This window comes from Pseudonocardia sp. ICBG601, assembly GCF_020496245.1.
The window spans coordinates 253,152-277,621 of sequence record NZ_JAHLJA010000150.1; the positions used below are offsets into that span (position 1 = coordinate 253,152).

Below are 24,470 nucleotides of genomic sequence, written 5' to 3' on the forward strand. Positions count from 1 at the left end.
GCGCGGGTCGCCATTTCTGGTGAAACTGTCGGGAGTCGGTGACGATCTCGGCGCCGGCGCGATGAACTGCGTGAAGCGCCCGCACGCCGGAGAGGGGGACGTCATGGACGGCACGTCGTACCGCCCGCGGCACGCCCTGCGTGAGACCCCGCCCACGATCGCCGTCCCGGCGCAGCGGGGCGCCCCGCGGGCCGAGGCCGTGACCCGGCCGGACGTCGACGACCACCGCGCCGCCGCACCGCAGCGGGAGGTGTCCGCCCACCGGATCGCCGTACCGCAGCCCCGCCCGGCGCCGCGGACCACCGCGCAGCAGCACGGCGCCGCGCCGCAGCACGGCACGGCGCCCTGGTGGGCGGCCGTCCCCGCACCCCGTGACGGGGCGCACCCCGCGCCGCCCGCCCCGGCACCGGAGCGGCCCTGGTTCACCCCGGCCCCGGTCGTCGTCGAGCCCGCCGCCGGGCCCGGCGCCGACGGGAGGCTGCCCGGCTTCCCGACCACGCTGCTGCCGCGCCGCCGTCGTCCGCTCGCGGTCGGTGCGGGCCTGGCCGCCGGGATCGCCGGGATGCTCGTCGTGTTCGCGGTGGTCGTCGGCGCCGCGGGTGCGGCGGGCCGCGGGATCGACGACGCCGCCACCGCGACGGCCGCGGTCGGCGACTGGCGGGCCGCGGGCGGCCAGGTGCACGTCACCGCGATCACCGAGGCCCTGCGTGACATCGCGCGCGCCGGGTCCGGCGGCGGGACCGTCGCGCTGGTCGAGGCCTGCCGCGACCTGCGCGACGAGGTCGCCTCCGCGCAGGCGTACCCGGCGATCCCGGACGCCGTCGCCCAGGTGTACTGGCGTGACGGGCTCGCCGCGGGCGCCGACGCCGCCCGGCACTGCATCGCGGGCGCCTCCCTCGGCGACCCCGGGCTGCTCGGCGACGCCGCCCAGGAGCTCAACGGGATGAGCACCCAGCTGGGTGCCGTCGCGGACCGGCTCACCCTGCTCTCGGGCGGCTGACCCAGCGGGCACCGCGGACCGTGCGCGTCCGCGCCACGACCCGCATGATCACGCCATGACCACCATCGCGATCGTCGGTGCCGGACCGGGGCTCGGCGCGGCGACGGCCCGGCGCTTCGGGCGCGAGGGGTTCGACGTCGCCCTGATCGGACGGCGCCGCGACCGCGCCGAGGCGCTGGCCGCCGAGCTGGCCGCCGACGGCGTCGCCGCGCACCCCTTCACCGCCGACGCCCGCGACCCCGCCGCCCTGGCCGCGACGCTGGAGCGGGTCGCGGAGACCGTCGGGCCGGTCGAGGTGCTGCAGTACAGCCCCGCACCGCAGAAGGACTTCCTGCGGCCGCTGCTCGAGACCACCCCGGCCGACCTCGTCGGGCCGGTCGAGATGTCGGTGTACGGCCCGGTCGCGGCCGTGCACCAGGTGCTGCCCGGGATGCGCGCGCTGGGCCGCGGCACGGTGCTGTTCGTCAACGGCGGCAGCGGGGCCCGGCCGTCGTCGCGGGTGGCGGGCACCTCCATCGCCTTCGCCGGGCTCGGCGCGTTCGCGGCGATGCTGCACGACGAGCTGGCCGGCGACGGCGTGCACGTCGCCCAGCTGATCGTCCCCGGCGCGATCGAGCCCGGGCACCCCCGCAAGGACCCCGCCGTGCTCGCCGGGACCCTGTGGACCCTGCACCGCGACCGGCCCGCCGGGTTCCGCCATCTCGCCGACGACCTCTGAGCGCCCTCCCGGGGGTGTGGCGTAGTCGTTGCGGCGGGCACCGGGGCCCCTGCGCCGCTAGGGTTCCCGCCGCAGATCAACCGGTACGAACGGAGTGGGTCATGGATTCGGGGTCGCAACCGACCGCGCGTGCCGGGAACCGTGGGGCGCGGCGGGACCCGGCGGGGGGCGGGCTGCTGAGCCCGTCGCCGACGGCCCCGGCCGCGAGCCGCGGCACCGTCATCGGCAACGGGCTCACCTGGCTGGCGGCGTGGAGCCTGCGGGTCGCGCTGATCGCCGTCGGGCTGGTGATCCTCGGCTACGTCATCGGCATGCTGTGGGTCGTCGCCTGGCCCGTCGTGCTCGCGATCCTGCTGGCCACCGTCCTGCGTCCGCCCGCGGCGCTGCTCATCAGGTGGCGGGTGCCGGCCGCGGCGGCCTCGGCGATCGTGCTGCTCGTCGGCATCGCCGCGGTGACCGGGCTGTTCGTGAGCATCGCGCCGTCGATCGCCGGGCAGACCCAGCAGATCACCTCCGGGGTGATCGCGGCGCTCGGGCAGATCCAGCAGTGGGTGTCCGGGCCGCCGCTGAACCTCGGCGACGGCCAGATCGGTGACATCGTCAACCAGGTCACCCAGCAGCTGCAGCAGAGCGCGACCGCCATCGCCGGTGGCGTCCTGACCGGGGTGTCCACCCTGGCGTCCGGGCTGATCTCGCTGGTGCTGGCGCTGGTGCTGACGTTCTTCTTCGTCAAGGACGGGCCCCGGTTCCTGCCGTGGCTGACCTCGATCACCGGGCGCAGCGCGGGCGGGCACATCGCCGAGGTGCTGCGCCGGATGTGGGACGTCCTCGGCGGCTTCATCCGCGTCCAGGCCCTGGTGAGCCTCATCGACGCCGTGTTCATCGGCATCGGCCTGGTGCTGCTGGGCATCCCGCTGGCGCTGCCGCTCGCCGTGCTGACCTTCGTCGGCGGGTTCATCCCGATCGTCGGTGCGGTCGTCGCGGGCTCGCTGGCGGTGCTCATCGCGCTGGTCACGCAGGGCTTCGGCACCGCGGTCGCGGTGGCGGTGCTGGTCGTGGCGGTGCAGCAGATCGAGGGCAACGTGCTGCAGCCCTTCCTGCAGGGTCAGAGCCTCAAGCTGCACGGCGCCGTCGTGCTGCTGGCGGTGACGGCGGGCGGGTCGCTGGCCGGGATCGCCGGTGCGTTCCTGGCGGTGCCGATCGCGGCCGTCGTCGCGGTGCTGCTGCGCTACCTCGGCGAGCAGATCGACCTGCGGGACCGCCGGTTCTCCGGTGTCGACGACGTCGCCGCGGGCACCCCGGTCACCGCCGCCGACGGCGCGGCCCCGGCCTCCGCCGCAACCGGCACCGGCACCGACACCGGCACGAAGACCGAGACCGAGACCGACACAGCCACCGGGAACGAGAACAAGACCGCCGTGCCCGCCCCGCCGGACTCCGCCCGTCAGGACGGCGGCTGACCGACCCGCCCGGGCAGCCGGTCGGTCCCCAGCATCCGGTCCATCAACCGGAACCGCAGCACCACCCACATCAGGGCGAACCAGCAGACCAGGACCGGCAGCACCACCAGGAACACCGGCCGCGCCGCGCCGGTGAGCCCGAAGTACGACGACAGCGTCGGGGTCCCGACCACGCCCGCGAACACCACGATCAGGCCGAGCACCAGCCAGGCCGGGCGACGGTCGGACACCGGCGCCGTCCACGCCGCGAGGAACCGGTGCGGCGGCAGCAGGAAGAGGATCAGCACGAACGACGCCAGCCCCACGAACGTCGACAGCCCGGTCTGCGCGCCGAGCGTCGCGGCCGCACCGGCGAAGTCGGCGTCGGCGCCGTAGGTCAGCCCGGTGTAGCTCTGGAACTGGTCGATCACCTGCGCCGGGGTCCGCCCGCTGGTGAAGCCCTGCAGGATGCCCTGGTAGAGCACCGTGTAGACGACCGTCCCCGCGCCCGCGGTCACCACCGACGCCGGCACCACGAAGCGGGCGAGGTTGCCCAGCAGGTCCGGGTCCGGTTCGGACGGCGTCGCCCACAGCGTCAGGAACAGCGTGGGCACGCCGACGGTCAGCAGCGTCAGCGCGACCTGGGTGGGGGAGTAGGGGAACCCGAGCCCGAGCATGGTCACGGCCATGATCACCAGGCCCTGGGTGGCGACCCGGGTGAGGAACACGTACATCGACACCGCGATGCCGTCGATGATCCGGCGGCCCTCGGTGCGCGCCGGCAGCAGCGCGGCGAACGAGTCGTCGACGAGCACGATGTCGGCGACGTCGCGGGTCACCGCCGAGCCGCTGCGCATCGCGACGCCGACGTGGGCCCGTTTGAGGGCACGGGCGTCGTTCACACCGTCGCCGAGCATCGCGACGTGCGCACCGCCCCGGCGCAGGCTCGCGACGACCCGCTCCTTCTGCTCCGGGGTGACCCGCCCGAACACCGTGGTCCGGGCGACGAGCGCGTCGAGCGCGGCCCGGTCCCCGGCGGAGTCGTCGAGCTCCTCGATCTCGGACCCGGCGACCGCCTCACCCACGTCGAGTCCGGCCTTCGCGGCGAGCGCGGCGACGGTGCGCGGGTCGTCGCCCGAGAGCACCTTCACCGCGACCCCGTCCGCGGCGAACCGCTCCAGGGCGTCGGCGACGCCGGGACGCAGCTCGTCGGACAGCACCACCAGCGCCACCGGCTCCAGGGCGGGCAGGGTGGGACGGCCGTCGTCGTCGCGCAGCCCGGCGCCCGCCCGCGCGGCCCGGGCCAGCAGCAGCACCCGCAGCCCGGCGGTGGCACGGGCCTCCACCCGGTCGGCGACGGCGTCGGGGTCGCCCAGGTGCGGCGCGAGCGCGTCCGGGGCGCCGAGCACGAACGCCTCCCCGCCGGAGGTGACCTGCCCGGACCAGCGCAGCGACGAGGTGAACGCGACCTCGTCGCGCAGCTCCCACGGCGTGCCGGGCAGTGCCGCGGCGAGCGCGGCGGAGGTGAGGTTCGGGTCGGCCACCGTCGCCGCGAACCGCGCGAGCACCGGCCCCGGGTCGGTGCCGTCGAGCGGGTCGAGCCCGTCGAGGCGCAGCGCACCGGTGGTCAGGGTGCCGGTCTTGTCGGTGCAGACGACGTCGACGTGGGTGACCGCCTCCACCGCGTTGACCTGCTGCACCAGCGCGCCGCGCCCGGCCAGCCGGGCCGCGCCGCGGGTGTAGGCGACGGCGATCAGGAAGAACAGGCCGTAGGGGACCAGCCCGGACAGCACCGCGGTGATCTGCACGACCCGCAGCAGCGAGAACCCCTCCAGGAACGCCTGGGCCAGGATCGCGCCGCTCATCAGCACGACCAGCACCATGGTCAGCCGGACGACGAAGTCGATGCGCCGCTGCAGCGGTGTCGCCTCGGTGGTGTCCGCGCGGGCCTGCAGCGTCAGCCGGCCGGCGTAGCTGTCGGCACCGACGGCGGCCGCGCGCTGGCGGGCGGTCCCGGCGACGCAGTGGCTGCCCGAGCGCAGCAGGTCGCCGGGGGTCTTGACGACCGGGTCGGACTCGCCGGTGAGCAGCGACTCGTCGGCCTCGGCGCGCCCGGTCAGTACCGGCCCGTCGACGACGACCTGCTCGCCCGCCCGCACCACCAGCACGTCCCCGGCGACGACGTCGGCGGCGGGCACCCGCTGCTCGGCCCCGTCCCGCACGACGGTGACCTCCGCGGCGTCGAGCAGCTGCAGCCGGTCCAGCTTCCGCTTGGCCCGCATCTCCTGCACCGCCCCGACGACGGCGTTGACCAGGCCGAGACCGACGCTGGTCAGGGCGTCGCCGTAGCGGCCCAGCACCAGCAGGACCAGGCCGATCGCGAACAGGATCGTGTTGTAGGAGGAGAAGACGTTGGTGCGCAGGATCCGCCCGTAGCCGCGCGTCCCGGCGGTCACCGGCGCGTTCGTCCGGCCCGCCCGGCGCGCCGCGGCGACCTGTGCCGCACTCAGCCCGTCGTCGGGTGCCGCCTCCACGATCCCGGCCGCCACGCCGTCCCCTCCCCGCCGTCGGTCCCTCGAGTGGCGATCATGGCAGGCCCCGATGTGTGCCGACTGTGCGTGAGCTGAAGGCTCACCAGCGTTCCAGGCCCCCGCGCTTGACGAGCTGGGCGGCGATCACGTTGCGCTGGATCTCGTTGGTGCCCTCCCCGACGATCATCAGCGGGGCGTCGCGGAAGTACCGCTCGACGTCGAACTCGGTGGAGTAGCCGTAGCCGCCGTGGATGCGCACCGCGTCCAGGGCGACCTCCATCGCGGTCTCGGAGGCGAACAGCTTCGCCATGCCCGCCTCCATGTCGCACCGCTGTCCGGACTCGTACCTCCGGGCGGCGTGCAGGATCAGGGTCCGTGCGGCGGTGATCTTCGTGGCCATGTCGGCGAGGTGGTTGCCGACCGACTGGTGCTGCCAGACCGGCTTGCCGAACGACTCGCGTTCCTGGGCGTAGGCCAGGGAGTCGGCGAGCGCGGCGTCGGCGACGCCGAGTGCGCGCGCCGCGACCTGGATCCGGCCGGTCTCCAGGCCCTTCATCATCTGGGCGAAGCCGCGTCCGGGCTCCCCGCCGAGCACCGCGTCGGCGGGGACGGCCATGTCGGTGAACACCAGCTCGCAGGACTCGACGCCCTTGTAGCCGAGCTTGGGCAGGTCCTTGGACACGGTCAGGCCCGGGCCGTGCTCGACGAGCAGCACCGAGATGCCGCGGTGGCGAGGTTCGGCGGCCGGGTCGGTCTTGCACAGCAGCGCGATCAGCCCCGAGCGCCGCGAGTTGGTGATCCAGGTCTTGGCCCCGTTGACCACCCAGCCGTCGTCGGTGCGACGGGCGTGGGTCGTCATCGCCTGCAGGTCCGAGCCGCCGCCGGGCTCGGTCAGCGCCATCGTCGCGCGCAGCTCACCGGTCGCCATCCGCGGCAGGTACCGGTCCTGCTGCTCGCGGGTGCCGAAGGCGACCAGCAGCTTCGCGACGACGGTGTGCCCGCCCATCGCGCCGGCCAGGCTCATCCAGCCACGGGCCAGCTCGGCGGTGACCAGGGCGTAGCAGGGCATCGACACCGGGGCCTCGCCCCACGGCTCGGGGACGGCGAGCCCGAAGATCCCGAGCTGCTTCATCTGCTCGATGAGCTCCTCGGGATAGGTGTTCGCGTGCTCCAGCTCCCGCACCACCGGGCGGACGTCCCGGTCGACGAAGTCGCGCACCGTCTCCACGACGGCCTGTTCCTCGGTGGTCAGTTCACCCGTGCCCGCTCCCATGTGTGTGAGCATCGGTCATCGGCGGGGCCGGCGCGAGACCGGGGAGACCCGTCGTGCGCGACGGAACATCGGCGGTGCCCGCACCGTTGTAGCCGTCGAGACCCGATACAGGGAGGTTCAAGCCTGATGACCGAGACCGCGATCCTCGCCGGTGGGTGCTTCTGGGGTGTCCAGGAGCTGCTCCGCGAGCGCCCGGGCGTCGAGTCCACCCGGGTCGGCTACTCCGGCGACCCGAACACCCCGAACGCGACCTACCGGCGCCACGGCGACCACGCCGAGGCCGTCGAGATCGTCTTCGACCCGGAGCGGATCTCCTACCGCGAGATCCTGGAGTTCTTCTTCCAGATCCACGACCCGTCGACGAAGGACCGGCAGGGCAACGACATCGGCCGCAGCTACCGCTCCGCGATCTTCTACACGAGCGAGGAGCAGAAGGCGGTCGCCCTGGACACCATCGCCGACGTCGACGCGTCCGGGCTCTGGCCGGGCCGCGCGAGCACCGACGTCGAGCCGGCCGGTGACTTCTGGGAGGCCGAGCCGGAGCACCAGGACTACCTGCAGAAGTTCCCCTACGGCTACACCTGCCACTTCCCGCGCCCGAACTGGGTGCTGCCGCGGCGGGCGGCCAGCACCAGCTGAGCACCCACCGCTCCCACCGCACCCGGACCGGCCCGCGACCCCAGGTCGCGGGCCGGTCCCGTGTGGGGGGCGGGCGCCGGCCGGCGTCGCTCAGACGCGGCCGCGGGCCTCCGCGCGGTGCCTGCGCTCCACCGACCCGTTCACGACCTGCACCTTGTCCCCGACCTGTAGGGTCTCGAAGAACCGCTTCGCGTCGCGGGCGCCGAGCTTGACGCAGCCCGCCGACTCGCGGCTGAGGTCGCCGCCGTGGAAGGCGATCCCGCCGTCGGCGAAGAACACCGACCACGGCATCCGCGCCGGGCGGCCGTCCGGGCCGGGGAACTCGCCGCTGCGGTGGTCGGCCTCCTTGCGGTACACCCGGAACGAGTGCCCGACCGGGGTGGCCTTCCCCTCGCCCCCGGTGGTGACCCGGAACGGTCCGCCGGTGACCTTCCCGTCGCGGACCAGCCACGCCTGCCGCGTCTCGAGGTCCACGCACGCCCGCACCGACGCCGCGCACGGTGTTCCGGGGGCGGCCGGCTCGGCGTGCGCCTGCTTCGCGACCCGGCTCTGCTCCGGGTCGGCGGTGGCGATCGCGGTGCCACCCAGCCCCACCCCGGCCACGAGCACGAGCCCGGTCACCAGAACGCCACGACGGCGACGGAGCCGCTCGGTCCGGGACATGCCCACCTCCACGTCACAGATCACCCACCCGGGTGACATCGGGGCAGACGCCCGTCCGGGTGTCGCGGTTGCCCGGGCGGGCCCCGCGGCGGCGAGTGGGCAGCGGTGCACGGCGAACGGGTGGGCGGCGGGCCCGGCGGCGGATCGTTGCGCGGCCGACCGTCCGGGTACGGGAGGGGACCGCACGGCGTCCGGAGGGCGTGATCTCCGTCCCGAGGGGATGTCACGGGGCGATAACGGGGGTAGTTCTCGGTGACCGCCCCCTCACCCGCGGTGCTGGGGACGACCCGTCGTGACCGACCCCTGGAGGAACGATGCGCGCAGCCGACCGGCCGGGCTCCGAGCCGGGACCCGCTGACCGGCTCCGCCGTCGGGCGTCCCGTCGCGAGGACCTGCTGGCGGTGCTGCTCGGGCTGCTCGCCGCCTGCGGGCTGGTCGTGGCGTGGCTCGCCGGTGCCGCGGCCCACGGGTCGGTCCTGGAGCGGGGCGCGGTCGAGGCCCACCAGCGGGTGCCGGTCGCGGCGACGGTCACCGCGCGGGCGAGTGCGGTGGGCGACCTGCAGACCGGCCAGCAGTCGCTCACGCTGAGCTGGACCGGCCCCGACGGGCAGCCGCACTCCGGCGGCAGCACGCTGCCCGGCGTCTACGACGTCGGCGACCGGGTGCCGGCCTGGGTCGGCACCGACGGACGGCTGGCGCCGCCGCCGTCGACCCCCGCCGACGCCGTCACGGTCGCCGTCGCGGCCGGGTTCATCACCGCGGTCGTGTGGGCCGCCGGGGTGCTGGTCGCCGGACGGCTGGTCTTCGCCTGGAACGGGCGTGCGTTCGCCCGTGCCTGGGAGGAGGACTGGGCGGCCGTCGAGCCCGAGTGGTCGGGCCGCCGCACCCCCTGAGCCGGGCGCCCGGAGCGGCGGGGTCGGACCGGGGTCAGAACATCAGCCGCCGCACCCGCTCGGGGTGGATCACCAGCCGCACCTGGTCCTCGGCGAGGATCGCCGCGAGGTCCGCGGCGCGCGTGGGGTCGTCCAGGTCCCAGTAGCGCTGCGCCAGCCGCTGCGCCAGCGCGTGCGCCCCGTCGGTCTCGACGGTCGTCAAGCCCTCGACCGCGACCCAGCGCTCGCGTTCCCCGACCGGCGCGGCGACGACGATCGAGGCCCGCGGGTCCTTGCGCCTGCGGCGGATGTGCAGCGACTCCGGTCCGGTGAACAGCTGCACGGTGCCGTCGTCGGTCGCCTCGAACCAGACCGGGCGGGGCTGCGGCGGCACCGGGCCGCCCGCGACGCTCAGGAAGCCGTGCAGCGGGCGGGCGAGGAAGACGCGGTCGTCGTCGGTGAGTGCGGTGCGGTCGTCGGTGTGGGTGTCGGTGTGGACGTCGGTGGTGGGCATGGGTCCACGACACCACCGCGGCGCGGACGACGACATGGGTGAGACGCCGGAACTCCTGTCCGGTCGTCTAACCTCGGTGCGGTGGACCCCTTCGGTGACCTCGTCCGCGGGCTGCGGTCGCACGGCTCGCTGTTCGGCAGCACCACCCTGACCCCGCCCTGGTCGCTGCACTTCGTCGACGGCGCACCGCTGACCCTGTGCGCGATGCTCACCGGCGCGGGGTGGATCCTCGTCCCCGGTGCCGACCCGGTGCGGCTGGCCGCGGGGGAGACCGCCGTCGTGCGTGGCCCGGCCGGTTTCCACGTGGTCGACGAGGTCGGCACCCCGGCCGAGCCGATCGTCTGCGGCGTGGACTGCGCGACGCCCGAGCAGGGCGGCACCCGCCACCGGCTCGGCTGGCACGACCCGGCGCCGGCGCCGGGCAGCGACGCGAGCACCCTGATCACCGGGGCCTCCCCGGCCGGGGGCGAGGTCGGTGCCCGGCTGCTCGACGCGCTCCCGCCGGTGCTGCGGGTCGGTGCCGGGGGCAGCGGGGACACGGTGCTCGACCACGTCGCCGCCGAGGTCGCCGTCGACGCCCCCGGCCAGCAGGTGGTGCTCGACCGGCTCCTGGACTGGCTGCTGGTCTGCACCCTGCGCGAGTGGTTCGACCGGCCGGACGGACGCCGTCCGCGCTGGTGGACGGCCCAGCACGACCCCGTGGTCGGGCGGGCGCTGCGGCTGCTGCACGCCGACCCCGCCGCGGCCTGGACCGTCGCCGGGCTCGCCGCCGCCACCGGGGTGTCCCGGGCGACGCTGGCCAAGCGGTTCACCGACCGGGTGGGCGAGCCGCCGCTGACGTACCTCACCGGCTGGCGGATGACCCTGGCCGCGGACCTGCTGCTCGCCGAGCCCGGCGCGACGCTGGCCGGGATCGCGCGCCGGGTCGGGTACGCCGACCCGTTCGGCTTCAGCGCGGCCTTCACCCGGGTCCGCGGCGTCACCCCGAGCGCGTTCCGCCGGGGCGAGCGGCAGGGTGGGGGACAGGGCGGGGGACAGCGCGGACGGCACGGTGACCGGGTGGGTGCTCCGGACGGGGTGAGCGGCTAGCCTGCGGCGCCGTGACCACCGTCGCCGTCCTGCACCACGCCCTCGGCCGCACCACGGGTGTGACCGGCTTCGCCGAGACCCTGGCCGCCGACGGGCACACCGTCGTCGTGCCGGACCTGTTCGACGGCCGCACCTTCACCGAGGTCGCCGACGGGGTCGCGTACGCGGACGCGCTCGGGCCCGAGGCCGTGGCCGCCGGCTTCGACGCCGCGGTCCCCGCCGGGACGGACCCGCTGGTCGTCGTCGGGTTCTCACTCGGGGTGCTCGGCGCGCAGCGGATCGCGCAGACCCGCCCCGGTGTCGCCGGCGCGGTGCTCTGCCACTCCTGCATCCCGGCGGCCTGGTTCGGCGCCTGGCCCGCCACGGTCCCGGTGCGGGTGCACGCCTGTGCGGCCGACCCGTTCTTCACCGGCGACGGCGACGACGCCGCCGCGCGCGAGCTCGTCGCCGCCGTCCCCGGCGCGATGCTGCACCTGTACCCGGGCGCCGGGCACCTGTTCGCCGAGCCGGGCACCCCCGACCACGTCCCGGCCGCCGCGGCGCTGCTGGAGCGACGGGTGCGCGCCTTCGTCGCCGCCGTGAGCGGCCGGTCGTGACGACCCCGCCCACGGTCCGGCTGGCCAACCTCGACCTCAACCTGCTCGTCTCGCTGCGCGAGCTGCTGCGCGAACGCAACGTCACCCGCGCCGCCGCCCGCATCGGCATCTCCCAGCCCGCCGCCAGCGCGGCCCTGTCCCGGCTGCGCCGCCACTTCGACGACGACCTGCTGTCCCGCCACCCCGGCGGCTACGTCCTCACCCCGCTCGCCGCCCAGCTCGTCGAGCAGGTCGAGGGCGTCTGCTCGGCCGCCGAGCGGCTGTTCGGCACCGGCCACGGCTTCGACCCGTCGAGCGCCCGGCGCGGGTTCACCCTGCTCGTCGCCGACTACACCGTCGCCGTGCTCGGGCCCGCGCTGTCCGCGGCGGCGGCCCGGCGCGCCCCCGGCATCGAGCTGCGGCTGCGGCTGGTCCGCGAGTCGTTCTCCGCCGACATCGGCGAGACGATCCGGCTCATCGACGGCCTCATCGCCCCGCCCGCCGCCCGCTTCGAACGCCCCGAGCTGCGCTCCACCGCCCTGTTCGACGACCGCTGGGTCTGCGTCGTCGACGCCGCCAACCCGGTCGCCGCCGGGCCGGACCCGACCCTGGACCTCGACGAGCTCGCCGCGATGCCCTGGGTGGTGCCGTTCGCCCCGGACCGCGGCATGTCGGCGGCCGCGCCGATGACCCGCCAGCTCGCCCGCCTCGGCGTCGAGCCCGACATCAAGGTGCGGGTCGAGAGCTACCTGTCGGTGCCCTACCTGGTCGCCGGGACCGACCGCGTCGCGCTGCTGCAGGAGCGGCTCGCCCGCCAGGTCGCCGACCGTCTCGGGCTGGTCGTGCTGCCCTGCCCCGGCGATCCCGGACCGATCCACGAGCGCCTCTGGTGGCACACCGACCTCGACCCGGACCCGGCCCACCGGTGGCTCCGCGAGCTCATCGTCGAGCTGTCGGGCACCCTGTAGAGCTGCGACTATTCGTCCGGTCGATGGTCCGGCAGGCGAACGTTCTATTTCCGGGACGGCGCGCGCCGTTCCTAGTGTGTGAGCCATGCCTCACCCGCTGACGCCCCTGCCGGTCCACACCGTGATCCGGGACGCCCCCCTGCGCGCCGGCGACCCGGCCGAGCACGCGGTGACCGCCGACGTCTGCGTCGTCGGCTCCGGCATCGCCGGGCTCTCCGCCGCCGTCGAGTCCGCCCGCCTCGGCCGCGATGTCGTCCTCGTCGACGCCGCCCCCGTCCTCGGCGGCCAGATGGTCAACTCGCTGATCGGGCTGTTCTGCGGGGTCTACGGCAACGGCCCCGAGTTCCGGCAGCTGACCCACGGCCTGTTCGACTCGATGTTCGCCGACCTCGAGGCCGGCGGCGACCTGTTCCGCCGCACCGGCCACACCCTCACCGTCGGCTACGACGAGGTGCGCCTCGGCCGCTGGGTCGAGGACACCGTCCGCGCCCACGGCATCCGGGTGCTCACCAACGCCACCCTCACCGGCGTCGAGCGCGACGGCGACCGCGTCCTCGGCGCCCGCTTCGCCACCCGCTACGGCGCCGTCGACGTCACCGCGGCCGGGTTCGTCGACGCCAGCGGCGACGCCGCGCTCGCCTGGGCCGCGGGCCTGGAGTGCCGGCTGCCCGACCGGGAGATCTACGGCAGCCAGCAGCTCGTCGTCGAGCACCTCGACGCCAGCGCCGCCCCGCCGCCCGCCGAGCTCGCCGACCGGGTCGCGGCCAAGGCGGGCGACTACGGCCTGCTCCGCCGCGACGGCCTCGCCTTCTACTTCCCCGGCCGCGACACCGCGGTGCTCAACATGACCCACATCGAGGCGCCGCTGGACCCGATCGCCGCCGCCGAGGCCCAGCTGGAGGGCAAGGCCCAGGCCGACCGGGTCGTCGAGTTCCTGCGCGCGGAGTTCCCCGAGGTGTTCGGCAAGGCCACGGTGCGCTCCTACGGGCTGCCCGGCCGTCGCCAGACCCGCTGGATCGCCGCCGCCCACCAGCTCACCGTCGAGGAGGTGCGCGCCGGGGTCCGCTTCGACGACGCCGTCGCCCGCACCGCCTGGCCGATCGAGCTGCACGACAGCCCCGACGGCTACGTCTGGGAGACCTTCGACGCCGACCACCTGCACTACGTGCCGCTGCGCTCGATGCTGCCGCCCGCCGCGTCGAACCTGGTCGCCGCCGGCCGCTGCATCGACGGCGACGCCGCCGCGCTGTCCAGCGTGCGCGTCATGGGCCCGTGCGCGGCGATGGGCCACGCCGCCGCGCACGCCCTCGACCTCGCCGGACCGCAGGGCAGCCTGCACGACGTGCCCGCCGACGCCCTCACCGACCGCATCCGGGAGAACGTCGAGGACTGACCCCACCCCCACCACGAGGAGACAGGCAACGATGCCCGGAGGCGCCCCGTGATACTCACCGACGACGACCGCAGGATGCTCGACGGGGCCGAGGGGCCCGCCGTCGCCGCCGCGATGGACCTGCTCACCCGCTACGCCGAGGCACTGGACGCCGAGCGGCTCTGCTCGGTCCGCAACGTGGCCGGAACCGCCACCCAGCCCTCCCCGCTCAAGGCCCGCCTGGTCGCCGAGGGCGGCTGGGACCGCGCCTTCTCGGTGATCAACCTCGACAGCGACGAGACCCACGAGATCCCGCCGATGGCGGTGCCCACCTGCCAGCTCCAGCAGGGCTTCGGCGCCGACGCGGCCGCCGTCGCGCCCTACCCGGCCGAGTTCGTCGAGCTGCAGGCCGACGCCGAGACCTTCTACGGCCGACGCGGCGTCTCCATCCTCGCCACCTGCACGCCGTACCAGGTCGGGAACCTCCCGGTCCGCGGCGAGCACTGCGCCTGGATGGAGTCCTCCGCGGTCGTCTACGCCAACTCGGTGCTCGGGGCCCGCACGAACTGCGAGGGCACCGCGTCGACCGGCGCGGCCGGCCTCACCGGGCGCGTCCCGTGCTGGGGCAACCACCACGACGAACACCGGCGCGGCACCCACCTGGTCCGGGTCGACACCCCGGTCGGCGGGTTCCTCGACTGGGGCCTGCTCGGCTACTTCACCGGCGACGTCGTGCAGGAGGCCCGCCCGGTCGTCACCGGCGACCTCGCCCTGCCCGACCTCACCGACCTCAAGCACTTCGGCGCCGCGGCCGCCTCCTCCGGCGGGGTCGAGATGTACCACGTCCCCGGGGTCACCCCGGAGGCGCCGACCGTCGAGGCCGCGTTCGGCGGCGACGTCCCGGCCGACGCGGTCGTCTACGGCGCCGCCGAGCGGGCCGCCACCTACGCCCGGCTCAACGACCAGGGCACCAGCACGGACGTCGACTTCGTCCTGCTCGGCTGCCCGCACGCCTCGCTCGACCAGATCCGCGACGTCGCCCGGCTCCTCGACGGCCGCAGGCTGCACGACGGCACCTCGCTGTGGATCATGGCGCCGCGGGCGCTGGCCGCGGTCGCCGAGCGCAGCGGCTACACCGCCACCATCGAGGCCGCCGGCGCGAAGGTCCTCACCGACTCCTGCCCGGCGATGTCCCGCCTGGCCCCGCCCGGGACCCGGGTCTTCGCCACCGACTCCGCCAAGCAGGCCCACTACCTGCCCGCGATCCTCGGGATCGAGGCGTGGTTCGGCACCACCGAGGACTGCGTGCGGGCCGCGGTCACCGGCCGCTGGTCGGGTGAGCTGCGATGACCGCGACGGTCGGGACCGTCCTGCGCGGACGGACCGTGGTGCCCGGCGTGGTCACCGGCGAGGCGCTGGTGTCGCCCGAGACGATCTCCGGCTGGGGCGGCATCGACCCGGCGACCGGCACGATCGTCGAGGCCCGGCACGCCCTGCAGGGCGTCTGCTTCACCGGGAAGATCCTCGTGTTCCCCGGCGCCAAGGGGTCCTCGGGCTGGTCGGCGTTCTTCCAGAGCACCCGGCTGCTCGGCACCGCCCCGCTCGGGATGGTCTTCACGGTCACCACGACGAAGGCCGCGCTCGGCGCCGTCGTCACCCGCGTCCCTGCACTGGCCGACCTCGACGCCGACCCGGTGCAGGTGCTGCGCACCGGTGACCGCATCCGGCTCGACGCCACCGCGGGCACCGTCGAGCTCCTCGCGCGGGCGGGCGAGCACCGGGCGGGGGAGGGGACGTGAGGCTCGCCGTGCTGCCCGCCGACGAGCTCGCCCCCGGCGAGCACCGCGTGGTGCGGGTCGGCACCCGCTCGATCGGCGTCTTCCGGGTCGGCGACGACTACTACGCCCTCGCCGACCACTGCCCGCACCAGGGCGGCCCGCTGTGCCGCGGCTCCGTCGCCGGGGCCCCGGTGGCGACCGGTCCCTCGGACGTGCGGCTCGACGAGGGCCACGTGCTCGTCGCCTGCCCCTGGCACGGCTGGGAGTACGACGTGCGCACCGGCCGCTCCTACCAGCCCGGCGACGCGCCCGCCCGCAGCCTCCCGGCGTCGGTCGAGCCGGGCCCGCCGGGCATGACACCCGGCCCGTACACCGCCGAGACCTTCGAGGTGACCGTCGAGGACCGCTGGGTGGTCGTCGACACCGGCCGTCGCCCCGCCACCGAGGAGACGTCATGACCACCATCGACTCCACCGCGGCCACCACCCGGGCCCCGGCCCGGCGTCGCGCCCGGACCCCGATCGTCGACGCCGACATCCACCCGGTCGTCACCGCCGACCGGCTCGCGGCCGCGCTGCCCGAGGCCTGGCGGCGACGGTTCCTGCGGTTCGGGCTGCGCGGCGCGCCGCCGCCCGCGGTCTACCCCCGGGTCCGGCACGGCGGCATGCGCCGCGACTCCCACCCCGAGGCCGGCCCGCCCGGCAGCGCCGTCCGGCCCCCGGGCAGTGACCTGGACTTGATGCGCAGCCAGCTGCTCGACCCCTACGACGTCGTCGCCGGGGTGCTCATCCCGATGCAGGGCCACACCGCGGGCGCCGAGGAGCCCGCGTTCGCGGCCGCGCTGTGCCGCGCGTACAACGACGTGCTGGTCACCGACTGGCTCGACCCCGAGCCGCGGCTGCGGGCCAGCATCTGCATCCCGCACGAGTCGCCGGCCGAGGCCGTCGCCGAGATCGAGCGCCGCGCCGCGGACCCCCGGTTCGTGCAGGTCCTGTTCCCCAGCGGCACGTTCCTGCCCTGGTCGGACGCCAAGTACCGGCCGATCTACGCCGCGGCCGCCGCGCACGGGCTGCCGGTGGCGATCCACCTCGGCGGCACCGAGGGCCACCGCGGCGACGGCTGGCCGTCGTTCTACCTGGAGCAGCACGCGTGGTACGGCAACGCCGTGGCCGTCGCGCTGACCGGGCTGGTCGCCGGCGGCGTCCTCGAGGCGGTGCCGGACCTGCAGTTCGTGCTCGTCGAGGGCGGGGTGTCCTGGCTGCCGTCGCTGCTCTGGGGGCTCGACGACGCCTGGGAGCTGTGCCGCGACGACGTCCCGTGGCTGACCCGCCCGCCGTCGGAGATCGTGCGCGAGCGGGTGTGGTTCACCACCCAGCCGATCGACGAGCCGCCGGTGCCCGCACACCTGGCGACGACCTGGGAGCAGACCGGGATGACCGACCGGATCCTGTTCTCCTCCGACTACCCGCACTGGGACTTCGACGACCCGATCACCGCGCTGCGGGTGCTGCCCGCGGCGCTGCGCCGGCCGATGGCGGCCGCCAACGCCGCCCGCCTCTACGGCCTGACCCTGCCCGGGAGCGACGCATGAGCGCCGACCAGCCCGAGGAGTTCTTCGACGCCGACACCCACGTCGCGCCGGCCTCGTTCGCCGACCTCGCGGGGCTGCTGAGCCCGTACTGGCGCGACTACGCGGCGGGCGCCGCCCTGCGCGCCGACCCCGTCCAGGGGGGTGCCTACCCGCCCGCGATGGTCGACGGGCCCGCCCCGCACGACGTCGCGGCCCTGCGTGCCGCGGTCCTCGACGCGCCCGCACCCGGGGGCGGCCGGATCGGTACGGCGGTCCTGACCTGCACCACCGCGTTCGACGTCAGCCGCAACCACGCCTTCGAGGCCGCCCTGTGCCGGGCGGTGAACACCTGGACCGCGCAGCGGTTCCTCGACCACGAGCCCCGCGCCCGCGGCTCGGTCGCGGTGCCGCTCGGCGACCCGGCCGCGGCCGTCGCCGAGATCGAGCACTGGGCGGACGACCCGCGCTTCGTGCAGGTGCTGCTCCCGGTGCGCGGGCACGACCTGCGCTGGGGCCACCCGGTGTTCCGGCCGGTCCTCGCCGCGGCCGCCGCGGCCGGGCTGGTCGTCACCCTGCACGCCTGGGGCCGGGTCGGCAGCGCCCCGACCACGACCGGGTTCACCCACACCTACCTGCAGGACTACCTGTCCCACGGGCAGGTCGCCCAGTCCCAGCTGGTGTCGCTGGTCGCCGAGGGTGCCCTCGGCGCGCTGCCGGGGCTGCGGGTGACCGTCGCCGAGTGCGGCTCGTCCTGGCTGCCGCCGCTGCTGTGGCGGCTGGACAAGGAGTGGCGCGGCATCCGCCGCGAGGTGCCGTGGGTGGACCGGATGCCGTCGGAGTACGTCCGCGAGCAGGTCCGGTTCACCACCGCGCCGGTCCACCTGCCGCGCGACCCCGGCGAGCTGCGCGACGCCCTCGACGTCCTGGGCGCCCCGGAGCTGCTGCTGTACTCCGGCGACCACCCGCACCGCCACGGCGACGGGGTGGACCGACTCCTCGCCGCCCTCGACCCCGCCGCCCGCGCCGCGGTCACCCACCACAACGCCGCCGCGTGGTACCGCGGCAGCCACACCGTCGGCGCATCGGCACCGTCGCCCGCGTCGGCCCAGCACGCACCGGAGGTCCCCCGATGACCCGCACGACGACCCGGCTCGCCGCGGTCCTGCTCGCCGCCTGCCTCGTCCTCGCCGGGTGCGGCGCCGGCGGCGGCCAGGACGGCCGCGACCGGATCACCTTCCTCAACATCCTCCCGATGGAGTCGCTCGGCTACGCCGCCGAGATGATCGCCGACACCAAGGGCTTCTTCGCCGCCCACGGTCTCGACGTGACCTTCGAGGCCACCCAGGGCTCGGCGCCGGCCATCCAGACCCTGCTCGCCGGGTCCGCGGAGATCTCCCGGATCGGCGACATCGAGACGATGGTCGCGGCGGGCGAGCGCGGCGCACCGCTGGTCGCGATCGGCGGTGTGGTGCACAACGGGCCGTTGCGCCTGGTCTCCTCGCAGCGGGCGCCGGTCACCGACGCCGCGCAGCTGCGCGGCAAGCTGGTCGGGACGCCGTCGGAGGGCGGCACCAGCTCGATCACCCTCGACCTCGTCGCCGGGTCGGCCGGGATCGCCCCCGCCGAGCTGCGCCGCCAGGTCGTCGGGCTCAGCCCCGGCGTGTTCGACCTGGTGAACACCGGCCGCGTCGACGCGTTCATCGTCTCGCTCGACACCGCGATGCTGCTGCAGGCGACCCGGCCCGAGGCCGTCGTCTACGACCCCAACGACGCCATCTCGGCCGGGTCGCAGATCTACGCCACCTCGAAGGCCACCGCCACCGATCCGCAGGAGCAGGACAAGCTGCGCCGCTACCTCGCGGCGATCGCCGACGCCACCGCGTTCATCACCGCCGACGAGGCGAACGGTTTCGCCGAGACGATGCAGCTGATCGGCTCGAAGTACCAGGTCTCGGCGCTGGACCGGCCCGAGGTCGCCCGCGCCGCGCTCGCCGCCTACGTCGACGGCTACGCCGCGGGCCAGGGTCCGACCGGCATCTCCCCGCAGCGCTGGCAGGCCACCTACGACGAGGTGTCCTCGGTCGGTCAGGTCCCCGCCGGTCTGGACCCGGCGCAGTGGCTCGACGCCGGCCTCAACGGCACGGAGGGCGCCCGATGAGCACCCCGACGACACGACGGTCCTCGGCACCGGAGCAGGAGACGAGCATGACCCAGGAGACAGCGACCCAGGCGACGGCGACCCGTCCCGGGGCGCACGCGGCCCCGACCGGAGGCGCGGTCGGCCTGCGGGTGTCCGGTGTGGACAAGGTGTACCCGACCCGGCGGGGGGAGGTGCGCGCACTGTCCGGGATCGACCTGGACGTCGCCCGCGGCGAGTTCGTCTCGCTGGTCGGGCGCTCGGGCTGCGGCAAGACGACGCTGCTGCGGATCCTGTCCGGCCTGCTCGCCCCGTCCGCGGGACTGGTCGAGGCGGGCGGACGGCCCGCGTGGGCCGCCGGCCGTCGTGACGACGCGGTCTTCGCCGAGTTCGGCCTGGTGTTCCAGGAGGCGAACCTGTTCCCGTGGTTCACGATCACCGACAACGTCGCGCTGCCGCTCAAGCTGCGGGGGGTGCCGCGTGCCGAGCGCCGCGCCCGGGCCGCCGAGCTGTGCGCCACCGTCGGGCTCGGCGGGTTCGAGGACTCCTACCCGCGGGAGCTCTCCGGCGGCATGCGCCAGCGGGCCGCGATCGCCCGCGCCCTGGCCTGCGACCCGTCGGTGCTGCTGATGGACGAGCCGTTCGGCGCGCTGGACGCCCTGACCCGCGACCGGATGAACCTGGAGCTGCAGCAGATCCACGCGGTCTCCGGCGCCACCGTCGTGTTCGTGACCCACTCGATCCCCGAGGCGGTGTTCCTGGCCGACCGGGTCGTGCTGCTGACCCCGCGCCCGGGACGCATCCGGTCGATCACCACGATCGACCTGCCCCGGCCGCGGTCCGCCGCGACCGAGACGACACCGGAGTTCGGCGCGCTGGTCGCCGGGCTGCGCACCGAGCTGGACCGGGAGGACTGAACCGATGACCACGACCGAACGGCCCGCTCCGGCGACCGACCCCGCCACCCCCGTCACCGACCCCGGCGGCCCCGAGAAGGAGTCGCCCTGGCTGCGGCGCCTGCCGTGGATCTCCGGGCCGGTGCTCCTGCTGCTGCTCGTGGGGGCCTGGCAGTTCACCGTCTCGGTGGTCGGGGTCTCGGAGTTCATCCTGCCCGCACCGGCCGCCGTCGTCGGCGCGCTGGGGGAGCTGCTGGCCGACCCGGCGATCTGGGGCCACATCGGCGTGACGCTGCTGGAGGTCCTCGTCGGGTTCGGCGCCGCGCTCGTCGCCGGTGTCTGTGTCGGCGCGCTACTCGGGCGGATCGAGTGGCTGCGCCGCGCGGTGCAGCCCGCCCTGGTCGCGCTGCAGGTCGTGCCCAAGGTGGCGTTCGTGCCGATCTTCGTCATCTGGTTCGGCTTCGGCCCCACCTCGAAGATCATCATGGCCGGGCTGCTCGCGTTCTTCCCGATCATGCTCAACGTGATGCTGGGGGTGCGCTCGGTCGAGCGCGGGCACCGCGACGTCATGACCGGGCTGGGCGCCTCGCGCTGGGCGACGTTCCGGAACCTGGAGCTGCCCGCGACCCTGCCGTACGTGTTCGCCGGCGCCGAGGTCGCGATCGTGTTCTCGGTGATCGGTGCGATCGTCGGTGAGTACCTCGGCGGCAGCGCCGGGCTCGGCTACCTGGTGGTGTCGAGCCTCAACGCCCTCGACGCGCCACGGCTGTTCGCGGTGATCGTGCTGCTCGCGGTGCTGGGGTCACTGCTCTACCTGATGGTGACCACCGCGAAACGCCTGGTCATCCCGTGGCACGAGTCGGTGAACACCGGGGTCTGAGCCGCAGCGCCCGCACGCCGACGCCGCCGGGGTCACGCCCCGGCGGCGTCGCGGGCCCAGCCGGTCAGCACCGGCACGACGACGTCGAGCGCCCCCGGCTCGCGCGCCCACCCGAAGTGCGGGCGCGCCGCGGGCACGTCGAGGTGGTGGCGGCGCAGGGTCGCCGCGCCGAACATGTCCAGCAGCGCGTCGACCGAGGCGGGCGGGGCGAGCCCGTCGCGCTCGAACCCGATCCCGAGGACCGGCAGGTGCACCGCGGCGATCGACGGGGTGTGGTCGATCCGCGGCGTGCCGAACGCGAGCCGCCCGGTGCGGGCCCACCGGCCCCAGTCGCGCATCTGCCCGCGGGCCTCCCGCCCGGCGAAGCCGACCCGGTCGCCCGGGAAGTGCCCGATCAGCATCGCCGCGGCCACGACGGCCTGGGTCCGCAGCAGGTGCGCGGGCCCCCAGACCCGCCAGTCGACGCTGCCCGACCCGACCAGGGCGACACCGTCGACGCGGTCGGGGTGCCGCGCGGCGTGGGCCGCGGCGAGGTGCCCGCCGAGGCTGTGCCCGACGACGAACACCGGCGCGCAGGGCCGCTCGGTGTGCACCGCCTCGACGGCGGCGGCGAGGTCGCCGACGAGGTCGTCGTAGCCGAAGTCGTTGCGGCGCCCGGGCGGGGGAGCGGGGCGGGCCTGGTGCCCGCGCAGCTCGGTGACCGCGGCGGCGACGCCGTCGTCGGCCAGCGCCCTCAGCAGCGGGGTGTAGAACGACGCCCGCATCCCCATCGCGGGCACGACCAGCAGCACGGGTGCACCGGGGTCGGGCACCGGGTGCAGGGTCAGCTCCAGCGGTGCCGGGGCCGGGCGGTCCAGGACGGTGGTGACGGGCACGCCGGTGATCCTCTCCCGGCCGCCCGCCGGGTCAGGCCGGGGCCCCCGCCAGGGCGCGCAGGCCGGCGTCGAACACGGCCATGGCCTCGTCCACCAGCTGGGTCAGCGACGGCGAGCGCGGGTCCGTGCCGTGGTCGCCCAGCCAGTGCTGCACCGCGACGCGCAGCCCGGTCACCGCGGCGGCCGCGGCCAGGGTCGGGTAGAGGTCGCGGGCCGGGTCGGACCCGGTCCGGGCGACGACGGCGTCGGCCAGCGCCCGCTCCTGCGCGGCGAACGCGGCCATCTGGTGCGCGACGATCGTCGGGTGCTCCCGCAGCGCCCGGAGCGCCTGCACCCGGTCGAGGTAGCAGGGGTCGGTGACCACGGCACGCAGCGCGTGCCGCAGCGACTCGGCGACCGGCTCGTCGTCAGGGCGGGCGGCGAACGCGGTCAGCAGGGTGTCCGCCGACGACGCGTTGCCCGCGACGACCGCCTCCTCCTTCGAGGTGAAGTAGTTGAAGAAGGTGCGGGGCGCGACGTCGGCGGCGTCGGCGATCTGCTCGACGGTCACCGCGTCCGGGCCGTGGGCGCTGCACAGCCGCAGCGCGGCGCCGGCGAGCGCGGCCCGGGTGGCGGCCTTCTTGCGCTCGCGACGCCCGGGGGCGGCCTGCTCAGCCACGGTCGGCCCCCGTCCGCTCGCGCTGGGGCGCCTCGATGACCGAGACGAGCTCGTGCCGGCCCGGATGCCCGCCGGCGGTGCGTGTCGTGCCGTCGGCGGGTGCGCCGGCCGGCAGGTCGACGTCGAGCCGCAGCCCGTCCGCGCCGACCCTCACCCGGTGCGCGGCGGGACGTCCCTCCCAGCGGTACACGGTGGACACGATGCCGGTGGCGACGCAGATGCGGTAGTGCCCGTCGGCGTCGGCGCGGGTGCGGCCGACCTCGTCGCCGGTGCCGTCGAGGACGGTCAGCACGGCACCGCCCGCCGGGGCGCCGTCGGCCCGCACGAACCCGTGCAGCACCGGACCGGTCGGACCGGTCGGCGGGGCCGGGGTGGTGGCCGCGGCACCGGCCGCGGGGTCGGCGGGCTTCTCGATGTCGAGGGTGTCGCGCAGCGGGACCTCGCGCAGGGCCAGGATCGCCAGCAGGGCCAGGAAGGCCAGCGGCGCGGCCACCAGGAAGATCATCGAGGTGGCGTGGCCGTAGGACTCCATGACGATCGAGCGCACCGGCTCGGGCAGGTCGGCCAGGTGCGGCACCTGCCCGCCGCCGACGGCCGCCCCGCCGTCGACACCGGCGTCGGCCAGCCCGGCCGCGGTCCGGGACCCGACCACGGAGGCGAGCAGCGCGCCCAGCCCCGCGACGCCGGCCGAGCCGCCGAGCGAGCGGAAGAACGTCACCGTGGAGCTCGCGGCGCCCATGTGCCGCAGCGCGACGGTGTTCTGCACGGCGAGCACCAGGTTCTGCTGGGTGGTGCCGACGCCGATGCCGACCAGTGCCATCGCGACCGCGACCAGCCAGTACGGCGCGGTCGAGGAGATGACCGCCGCCCCGAGCGACAGGCCCGCGGTCAGCGAGACCGCGCCGCCGACGAGATAGCGCTTCCAGACGCCGGTGCGGGTGATCAGCTGGCCGGCCACGTTCGACGCGCCGAACATGCCGACGATCATCGGCAGCGTGAGCAGCCCGGCCTCGGTGGCGCTGGCGCCCCGGGCGAGCTGGAAGTACTGGGACAGGAAGATGGTGGAGCCGAACATCGCGACGCCGACGAACAGGCTCGCGACGGTGGCGAGCACGACGGTGCGGTCGCGGAACAGGAACGGCGGCACGACCGGGTCCTTGGCCCGACGCTCGACGACGATCGCGCCCACCAGCAGCACCAGGCCGGCACCGATCAGGCCGAACGAGGTCGGCGAGGCCCAGCCGAACTGCTTGCCGGCCAGCGAGGTCCACAGCAGCAGGGCCGACACCGCGGCGGCGATGAGGGTGGCGCCCAGGTAGTCGATGCTGGGGCGCTCACCGTCGGCGCGCACGGGGGTGGGCACGTTCAGGGTGCGCTGCAGCACGAGCAGCGAGAGCGCGGCCAGCGGGACGCCGACGAAGAAGCACCAGCGCCAGCCCAGCGGCGAGTCGACGATGATGCCGCCGAGCAGCGGACCGCCGACGACGGCGATCGACATGATCCCCGAGAGGTAGCCCATGTAGCGGCCGCGCTCGCGCGGGGTGATGATCGCCGCGATCACGACCTGGGTCAGCGCCTGCAGCCCACCCATGCCGAGGCCCTGCAGCACCCGGAAGCCGATGAGCTGCCCGGTGGAGACCGCCAGCCCGCAGAGCAGCGAGCCGACCAGGAAGATCCCGATCGCGGCCTGGACCAGCAGCTTCTTGGAGTAGAGGTCGGCGAGCTTGCCCCAGATCGGGGTCGAGGCCGTCATCGCCAGCAGTGACGCCGAGACCACCCACGTGTACTCGGCCTGGGTCCCGCCGAGGTCGCCCAGGATGCGGGGCAGCGCGTTCGACACGATCGTGCTGGACAGCACGCCGACGAACAGCGCCATCAGGAGGCCGGTCAGGGGGAGCAGTACGTCGCGGCGGTGGGCCGCGGCCTCCTCGGGGGTGCGCACGGGGCGGGTAGTTGACGTCACGCAACGAGTCTGGCCCAAAGATGCAGGCTGTGCAACTTTGCCGGACGTGCGTCCGCGCAC

The 24,470-nt window shown here is 75.3% G+C and carries 24 protein-coding genes; 17 read left to right on the forward strand and 7 right to left on the reverse strand.

Annotated features, from left to right (window positions below; translation table 11 throughout):
• Nucleotides 1-19: 19 nt before the first annotated feature.
• The 3 genes from KPL57_RS46825 to KPL57_RS46835 all read left to right on the forward strand — a co-directional run bounded on the left by KPL57_RS46825 (nt 20) and on the right by KPL57_RS46835 (nt 3,178).
• Entirely contained in the window at nt 20-1,000 is a 981-nt protein-coding gene (locus KPL57_RS46825) for a hypothetical protein (protein WP_226356909.1), read from the forward strand.
• Nucleotides 1,001-1,055: 55 nt separating this feature from the next.
• A complete protein-coding gene (locus tag KPL57_RS46830; protein ID WP_226356910.1) occupies nt 1,056-1,718 on the forward strand; it encodes an SDR family NAD(P)-dependent oxidoreductase in 663 nt (220 codons plus the stop codon).
• Between the two features lie 101 nt (nt 1,719-1,819).
• Complete coding sequence (locus tag KPL57_RS46835; protein ID WP_226356911.1) at nt 1,820-3,178, forward strand: AI-2E family transporter; 1,359 nt, start codon at nt 1,820-1,822, stop codon at nt 3,176-3,178.
• Here the strand turns inward: KPL57_RS46835 and KPL57_RS46840 are convergent.
• Both KPL57_RS46840 and KPL57_RS46845 read right to left on the reverse strand, forming a co-directional pair.
• Nucleotides 3,163-5,706 (reverse strand): HAD-IC family P-type ATPase, encoded by a 2,544-nt coding sequence (locus KPL57_RS46840; RefSeq protein ID WP_226356912.1) that lies wholly within the window; start codon nt 5,704-5,706, stop codon nt 3,163-3,165. The genes KPL57_RS46835 and KPL57_RS46840 overlap by 16 nt on opposite strands.
• 82 nt (nt 5,707-5,788) lie before the next feature.
• The gene (locus tag KPL57_RS46845) at nt 5,789-6,961 is read right to left on the reverse strand and encodes an acyl-CoA dehydrogenase family protein (RefSeq protein WP_226356913.1); all 1,173 of its coding nucleotides are present in this window, start codon (nt 6,959-6,961) and stop codon (nt 5,789-5,791) included.
• Nucleotides 6,962-7,087: 126 nt separating this feature from the next.
• Here KPL57_RS46845 and msrA point away from each other — a divergent pair, with 126 nt between their 5' ends.
• On the forward strand, nt 7,088-7,600 hold the full coding sequence (gene msrA, locus KPL57_RS46850; protein WP_226356914.1) for a peptide-methionine (S)-S-oxide reductase MsrA: 513 nt from the start codon (nt 7,088-7,090) through the stop codon (nt 7,598-7,600).
• A 90-nt stretch (nt 7,601-7,690) separates the two neighbouring features.
• On the opposite strand, the gene KPL57_RS46855 is transcribed toward msrA, so the two are convergent.
• Nucleotides 7,691-8,263 (reverse strand): L,D-transpeptidase, encoded by a 573-nt coding sequence (locus tag KPL57_RS46855; RefSeq protein ID WP_226356915.1) that lies wholly within the window; start codon nt 8,261-8,263, stop codon nt 7,691-7,693.
• Between the two features lie 314 nt (nt 8,264-8,577).
• On the opposite strand from KPL57_RS46855, the gene KPL57_RS46860 reads away from it, so the two are divergent.
• Nucleotides 8,578-9,156, forward strand: a complete 579-nt coding sequence (locus KPL57_RS46860) for a hypothetical protein (RefSeq protein ID WP_226356916.1) — start codon at nt 8,578-8,580, stop codon at nt 9,154-9,156.
• Between the two features lie 34 nt (nt 9,157-9,190).
• On the opposite strand, the gene KPL57_RS46865 is transcribed toward KPL57_RS46860, so the two are convergent.
• Entirely contained in the window at nt 9,191-9,649 is a 459-nt protein-coding gene (locus KPL57_RS46865; RefSeq protein ID WP_226356917.1) for a pyridoxamine 5'-phosphate oxidase family protein, read from the reverse strand.
• Between the two features lie 81 nt (nt 9,650-9,730).
• Between KPL57_RS46865 and KPL57_RS46870 the strand changes: the two genes are divergently transcribed.
• The 12 genes from KPL57_RS46870 (at nt 9,731) to KPL57_RS46925 (ending at nt 20,914) form a co-directional block, all read left to right on the forward strand.
• On the forward strand, nt 9,731-10,738 hold the full coding sequence (locus tag KPL57_RS46870; protein WP_226356918.1) for an AraC family transcriptional regulator: 1,008 nt from the start codon (nt 9,731-9,733) through the stop codon (nt 10,736-10,738).
• A gap of 11 nt (nt 10,739-10,749) precedes the next feature.
• On the forward strand, nt 10,750-11,334 hold the full coding sequence (locus KPL57_RS46875; RefSeq protein WP_226356919.1) for a dienelactone hydrolase family protein: 585 nt from the start codon (nt 10,750-10,752) through the stop codon (nt 11,332-11,334).
• On the forward strand, nt 11,331-12,281 hold the full coding sequence (locus KPL57_RS46880) for a LysR family transcriptional regulator (RefSeq protein WP_226356920.1): 951 nt from the start codon (nt 11,331-11,333) through the stop codon (nt 12,279-12,281). The genes KPL57_RS46875 and KPL57_RS46880 overlap by 4 nt, the downstream gene beginning before the upstream one ends.
• Before the next feature lie 85 nt (nt 12,282-12,366).
• On the forward strand, nt 12,367-13,674 hold the full coding sequence (locus KPL57_RS46885; protein WP_226356921.1) for an FAD-dependent oxidoreductase: 1,308 nt from the start codon (nt 12,367-12,369) through the stop codon (nt 13,672-13,674).
• 48 nt (nt 13,675-13,722) lie between these two features.
• Nucleotides 13,723-15,003 (forward strand): aconitase X catalytic domain-containing protein, encoded by a 1,281-nt coding sequence (locus tag KPL57_RS46890; protein WP_226356922.1) that lies wholly within the window; start codon nt 13,723-13,725, stop codon nt 15,001-15,003.
• On the forward strand, nt 15,000-15,452 hold the full coding sequence (locus tag KPL57_RS46895) for an aconitase X swivel domain-containing protein (protein WP_226356923.1): 453 nt from the start codon (nt 15,000-15,002) through the stop codon (nt 15,450-15,452). The genes KPL57_RS46890 and KPL57_RS46895 overlap by 4 nt, the downstream gene beginning before the upstream one ends.
• Complete coding sequence (locus KPL57_RS46900) at nt 15,449-15,889, forward strand: Rieske (2Fe-2S) protein (protein WP_226356924.1); 441 nt, start codon at nt 15,449-15,451, stop codon at nt 15,887-15,889. Before KPL57_RS46895 ends, KPL57_RS46900 begins: the two co-directional genes overlap by 4 nt.
• A complete protein-coding gene (locus KPL57_RS46905; protein ID WP_226356925.1) occupies nt 15,886-17,022 on the forward strand; it encodes an amidohydrolase family protein in 1,137 nt (378 codons plus the stop codon). The genes KPL57_RS46900 and KPL57_RS46905 overlap by 4 nt, the downstream gene beginning before the upstream one ends.
• Nucleotides 17,019-18,134, forward strand: coding sequence for an amidohydrolase family protein (locus KPL57_RS46910; protein WP_226356926.1), 1,116 nt, complete (start codon nt 17,019-17,021; stop codon nt 18,132-18,134). The genes KPL57_RS46905 and KPL57_RS46910 overlap by 4 nt, the downstream gene beginning before the upstream one ends.
• Entirely contained in the window at nt 18,131-19,159 is a 1,029-nt protein-coding gene (locus KPL57_RS46915) for an ABC transporter substrate-binding protein (RefSeq protein WP_226356927.1), read from the forward strand. Before KPL57_RS46910 ends, KPL57_RS46915 begins: the two co-directional genes overlap by 4 nt.
• 47 nt (nt 19,160-19,206) lie before the next feature.
• Nucleotides 19,207-20,055, forward strand: coding sequence for an ABC transporter ATP-binding protein (locus KPL57_RS46920; protein WP_226356928.1), 849 nt, complete (start codon nt 19,207-19,209; stop codon nt 20,053-20,055).
• A 4-nt stretch (nt 20,056-20,059) separates the two neighbouring features.
• Nucleotides 20,060-20,914: an ABC transporter permease gene (locus tag KPL57_RS46925; protein ID WP_083474056.1), complete on the forward strand. Its 855-nt coding sequence runs from the start codon at nt 20,060-20,062 to the stop codon at nt 20,912-20,914.
• A 32-nt stretch (nt 20,915-20,946) separates the two neighbouring features.
• On the opposite strand, the gene KPL57_RS46930 is transcribed toward KPL57_RS46925, so the two are convergent.
• From KPL57_RS46930 to KPL57_RS46940, 3 genes are read right to left on the reverse strand one after another with little or no spacing between them, the layout of a single operon-like run.
• Nucleotides 20,947-21,789, reverse strand: coding sequence for an alpha/beta fold hydrolase (locus KPL57_RS46930; protein ID WP_226356929.1), 843 nt, complete (start codon nt 21,787-21,789; stop codon nt 20,947-20,949).
• 31 nt (nt 21,790-21,820) lie between these two features.
• Nucleotides 21,821-22,447 carry a TetR/AcrR family transcriptional regulator gene (locus KPL57_RS46935; protein ID WP_226356930.1) on the reverse strand — a complete coding sequence of 209 codons (627 nt, stop codon included), beginning with the start codon at nt 22,445-22,447 and terminating at the stop codon, nt 21,821-21,823.
• Nucleotides 22,440-24,389: an MFS transporter gene (locus KPL57_RS46940; protein ID WP_226356931.1), complete on the reverse strand. Its 1,950-nt coding sequence runs from the start codon at nt 24,387-24,389 to the stop codon at nt 22,440-22,442. The genes KPL57_RS46935 and KPL57_RS46940 overlap by 8 nt, the downstream gene beginning before the upstream one ends.
• Between the last annotated feature and the right edge of the window lie 81 nt (nt 24,390-24,470).